This is a genomic window from Streptomyces sp. ActVer, from assembly GCF_027270795.1.
GTDB lineage: Bacteria > Actinomycetota > Actinomycetes > Streptomycetales > Streptomycetaceae > Streptomyces > Streptomyces umbrinus_A.
In genome coordinates this window covers 1-4,985 of the sequence record NZ_JAPWHT010000610.1, presented here as the reverse complement: position 1 = coordinate 4,985, position 4,985 = coordinate 1, and the positions used below count along the sequence as shown (strand labels likewise).

4 protein-coding genes are annotated in these 4,985 nt (G+C 70.4%); all 4 read left to right on the top strand.

Features of this window, described 5'->3' with window-relative positions:
- Window positions 1-379: 379 nt before the first annotated feature.
- From O3Q52_RS48785 to O3Q52_RS48770, 4 genes are read left to right on the top strand one after another with little or no spacing between them, the layout of a single operon-like run.
- Window positions 380-1,456, top strand: a complete 1,077-nt coding sequence (locus O3Q52_RS48785) for a hypothetical protein (protein WP_269654880.1) — start codon at window positions 380-382, stop codon at window positions 1,454-1,456.
- 12 nt (window positions 1,457-1,468) lie between these two features.
- Window positions 1,469-2,644: a toxic anion resistance protein gene (locus tag O3Q52_RS48780; RefSeq protein WP_269654879.1), complete on the top strand. Its 1,176-nt coding sequence runs from the start codon at window positions 1,469-1,471 to the stop codon at window positions 2,642-2,644.
- Window positions 2,641-4,254 (top strand): substrate-binding and VWA domain-containing protein, encoded by a 1,614-nt coding sequence (locus tag O3Q52_RS48775; RefSeq protein ID WP_269654878.1) that lies wholly within the window; start codon window positions 2,641-2,643, stop codon window positions 4,252-4,254. The genes O3Q52_RS48780 and O3Q52_RS48775 overlap by 4 nt, the downstream gene beginning before the upstream one ends.
- Window positions 4,241-4,849: a hypothetical protein gene (locus O3Q52_RS48770; RefSeq protein WP_269654877.1), complete on the top strand. Its 609-nt coding sequence runs from the start codon at window positions 4,241-4,243 to the stop codon at window positions 4,847-4,849. The genes O3Q52_RS48775 and O3Q52_RS48770 overlap by 14 nt, the downstream gene beginning before the upstream one ends.
- Window positions 4,850-4,985 lie beyond the last annotated feature (136 nt).

Genomic DNA, 4,985 nt, shown 5'->3' with positions numbered 1-4,985 from the left:
ATCTGGCCGCTCCCACGTCGGCGCGGCGGCCCGCGCCGACACGGCCGCCGCGATCCTGGCCGCCGAGCGCATGGACGCGCACACGGCGGCCACCGAGGCCCGCCGCACACTCACCACCCACTGAGCCCTCAGGGCTCCCCCGGTCGGCCCCGGCCCGCGTGCGCCCGCAGTGACACGCGGGCCGGGTGCCATTGCGCTCCGCTGGAAGCCCGGTGATGAACCTGCGGGTCGGTGGGGGTTGATCGCGCAGTTCCCCGCGCCCCTTACGGGGCACCCATAGGCGGATCGCGCTGCTCCGGTTGCGTACTGGGATGGGTCGGCCACTCCTTGTTCACCCGGAGCGCCGGGGAATGTTGGGTTCCGGGAGCAGGCTCCGGGTGTGAGACGAATAGTCGCCATCGTCCTGGCGGTGTTCCTGATCGGCGGAGTGGCAGCAGCCGTCGTCGCGGGCCGCAAAGAGCAGGACAAGAGCACGGCAACGAAGACCGTGCTGGGAGTGATCGGATCGGAGAAGGCGGAGTTCTTCGCCGATCCGGATGTGGTGAAGGCCCTCGCTGCCAAGGGCTACACCCTGAAGACGGAGACCTCCGGGTCCTGGGCCATGGAGGGACTCGACCTCAAGGGGTACGACTTCGCCTTCCCGTCCAGCCAGGCCCCCGCCGACGAGCTGGCCGCGAAGTACGACGTACGGCAGCCCCTGCCGCGCCCCTTCTACTCGCCCCTCGTGGTCGTGGCGCACCGAAACGCCGCCGGGGTGCTGGCCGACAACGGGCTCGCGACGCTGCCGGCCAAGGGCAACGGCACGTTCAGGATGTCCGCCTACCTCAAGGCCGCCGGCGCCGACCGGACCTGGCAACAGCTCAAGGGGGCCGAACAGTACGGGGAGTTGAGCGGCACGCTCTTCATCTCCACCACGGATCCGACCAGTTCGAACTCCGGCGCGCTCTACCTCGCCGCCGCCTCGTACGTCGCCGACGGCGGCCGGGTCGCCGACGGCACCGCGGCCGTGAACCGCACGGCACCGCTGATGCGCAAGCTGATCAGCGTCCAGGGCGCCCAACAGACCAGTTCGGACGCGGCGTTCAGGGACTTCATCAGCGGCGTCGGCAACCCGCTGGTCCTCGTGTACGAGTCGCAGGTCGCCTCGCTGCTCGCGCAGGGCCAGGACGTCGGCGACCTGACCGTCCTCTACCCCGACACCACCGCGAACAGCGACCACACCGTCGTCCCCCTCACGGACGAGGGCCGGGCGCTCGGTGAACTCCTCAGTACGGACAAGGAGTTGCGGAAGCTCGCGGTACGGCACGGGTTCCGGCCGCAGGGCACGAGCGCCGAGTTCACGGCGGCCACCGCCGCCCACACCACGTATCTCAACCAGAAGCTGACCGGTGTCCGGCAGTCGCCCGTGCCCGCCTCCAAGGTGCTGCGCGAGATGGCTCGCCGGGCGCGGGGCTAGGGGGAACAGCAAGTGAGCAACACCGAGGACACCTTTGTCCTGACACCTCCGCAGGCCGTCGCGGCCGTTCCGAAGGAGAAGGCCGGCGGACTCGTGCCGGTCGACGACTCGGTCCGCACCGACATGGCGCGCAAGGCCGCCGAGTACGTCGACGGACTCGCCGCGCTCGACGCCCGCTCCCCCGAGTTCGCGGGGAGGATCGGGGAGATCGTCGGCCTCGGCTCCGGTGAGATGCGCGGCGCCGCCGCCCAGTCGAACCGCATGCTGGAGCGCACGATCCGCAGCCTGCCCGCGAACGGCGAGGACGCCCAGTCCCGTGTCTCGTCCTCGCTCGTCGAACTGCGGCGCACCGTCGAGGACCTGGACCCGCGCGACCTGCCCGGCGGCAAGGCCCGCAAGCTGCTGTCCCGGCTCCCCGGCGGCAACAAGCTCCGCGACCACGTCGCCAAGTACGCCTCCGCACAGGGCACGTTGAACAAGATCGTCGGCTCGCTCCGCGGCGGCCAGGACGAACTGCGCCGCGACAACGCCGCGTTGCAGACCGAACGCGTCCGCCTCTGGGACTCGATGGGCAAGCTCCAGGAGTACGTCGTCCTGACGGAGGCCCTGGACGCGGCGGTCGAGGGGCACATCGCGGGCGTGGAGGCGACCGACCCCGCCCAGGCGGACACCCTGCGCGCGGACGTCCTCTTCCCCGTCCGGCAGAAGCACCAGGACCTGCTCACCCAGCTCGCGGTGTGCGCCCAGGGCTATCTGGCGATGGACGTGGTCCGGCGCAACAACGACGAGCTGATCAAGGGCGTCGACCGGGCGGCCACCACGACCGTCTCCGCGCTGCGCATCTCCGTGATGCTCGCCTCCGCCCTCGACAACCAGCGCAAGGTCGTCGAGCAGGTCAACGCCCTGCGCGGCACGACCGAGGACCTCATCCGGGGCAACGCGGAGATGCTCGCCACGCAGTCCGGCGAGATCCAGCGCATCGCCGCCGACCCGGCCGTCGGCGCGGAGACCCTCCGCGCGGCCTTCCAGCAGATCTACCAGACCCTCGACACCATCGACACGTACAAGGCCCAGGCCACGGAGTCCATGGCGGCGACGGTGGAGTCCCTGACGTCGGAACTCCAGCACGCGAGCGCGTACTTGGACCGCAGCCGCTCGCGGGGAGCGTTGGAGGGAGGGCTCGCATGAGACGGGATGACCTCGAAACCCGCCGGTGGTCTGTGGGCAGGCGTTCCGCAGGGCGGAACGGGTGGGCACGGACCACCCACCGAGCCGCAGCCGCCATCGCACTGGCATTGGTGACGGCAGCATGCACATCGTCAACGGAAGAGCCGGGCCCCTCCAACAAGCCGGAGCCCGGCACCCTCCGCATCCTCGCCTCCAGCGAACTCTCAGACATGAAGAGCGTGCTGGACCGGATCCAGCAGGACACCGGCATCAAGGTCCGCCCCACCTACATGGGCACCCTCGACGCGGTGAACCTCCTGGGCAAGGACAAGGCGAAGGGCACGTACGACGCCGTCTGGCTCTCCTCCAACGACTACCTCCGCCTCAACCCCACCGCCGCGCGGCAGATCGTGTCGGAGACCCCGGTCATGTCCAGCCCGGTGGCCATCGGCGTCAAGAACGCCACGGTACGAAAGCTGAACTGGAAGCCGGAGGACGTCACCTGGGCGGACATCGAGAAGGCGGTGGCGGACGGCAACCTCACATACGGCATGACCGACCCGTCCCGCTCCAACTCCGGTTTCTCCACGCTCGTCTCGGTGGCCTCGGGCCTCTCCGACGCCCAGTCCGCGCTGACGGACGGGGACGTGAAGCAGGCGACGCCCAGGCTGGCGGAGTTCTTCAAGGGGCAGAAGCTGACGTCCGGTTCGTCGGGCTGGCTGGCGGAGGCGTACGACCGGCGCGGTGACGTCGACGCACTGCTCAACTACGAGTCGGTGCTGAAGGCGCGCAAGGACCTCACGGTGATCCGGCCGCGCGACGGCGTGGTCACCGCCGACTATCCGCTCTCCTCGCTCGCGTCCACGGGCCAGAAGGTCCGTGACGACGTCCGCCGCCTCACCGAGGCACTGCGTGCGCCGGCGACCCAGCGGCTGATCACCGACCGCACGCTGCGCCGCCCGGTGGTCGCCTCCGTCCCACCCGCGACGGGCCTCGACACCACCCGCCGACGCGAACTCCCCTTCCCGGGCAGCCGTTCGGTGGCCGACGGACTCCTGGACTCGTACGAGAACAAACTGCGCAGGCCTTCCCGGACCGTGTACGTCCTGGACACCTCGGGCTCGATGGGCGAGGACGGACGGCTCGACCGGCTGAAGAAGGCGCTCACCGATCTGACGAGCGACTTCCGCGACCGGGAGGAGGTGACGCTGATGCCGTTCGGCTCGAAGGTCAAGAGCGTGCGCACGCATGTCGTGCGGCCCGAGAACCCGAAGTCGGGGCTCGACGCGATCCGCCGCGACACCGCGGCGCTCACCGCCGACGGGGACACCGCGATCTACACCTCGCTGGAGAAGGCGTACGAGCATCTGGGCGCCGACGACGACACGTTCACGTCGATCGTGCTGATGACGGACGGCGAGAACACCGCGGGGGCGGGCCCGGCGGCGTTCGACGGCTTCTACGGCGGGCTGCCGGAGGACGAGCGGGAGATCCCGGTCTTCCCCATCCTCTTCGGCGACTCCGACCGGGGCGAGCTGGAGCACATCGCCGAGCTGACCGGCGGCCGGCTCTTCGACGCCCAGAAGGGTTCGCTCGACGGCGCCTTCGAGGAGATCCGTGGCTACCAATAGGCCCAACAAGCTCCTCGGCTACCTGGAGTCCCGCAAGAACCTCACCGGCAGCGCGTGCGGGATCGTCGGCCTGGCGCTGACGTTCGCGGGTGCGGCGGGCCCGTACTGGCCGGTGGTGGTCGCGGGCCTGTACGGCGCGGGGGCCCTGGTCGCGCCCCCGGAACGACCGCCGGTGCCGGACTTCCCGGACCCGTCGGCCCAACTGGACGAACTGCGAGGCGACTTCGCCAAGCTGCGCGTCTACCTCACGGACATCGAACTCCCACCGGCCGCGGCAGGCCGCCTGACCGAACTCACGGACCTCCTGACCGCCCTACTGGACCCCGGCTGGGTCGCCGAGGTCCTGGCCCAGGACCCGGAGGGGGTGCATGCCCTGTCCCGGGCGGTACGGCAGGACATCCCGGAGGCGGTGGACACCTTCGTACGCACCAGATGGTGGACGCGTCTGGCACCGGGCACGGAACCGCCGGAACGGCACCTGGAGCGCCAGCTCTGCGTACTCCACAGCGAGGCCCGGTCCCTGGCAACCACCCTCCACGAAGCGGAAGCCCGCCGCCAGGAGTCCCACACCCGCTATTTGGAGGACCGCTCGTAGGTTTTTCGCCCCCGCCGCCCCTACCCTCCCCCACTCTCGGCTTCGCTCGAGCGGGGGGACCCCCATCGTCACTAATCGGGGGCTCCGCCCCCGAACCCCCAAAAGACTGCGCAGTTCCCCGCGCCCCTGAAAGGGG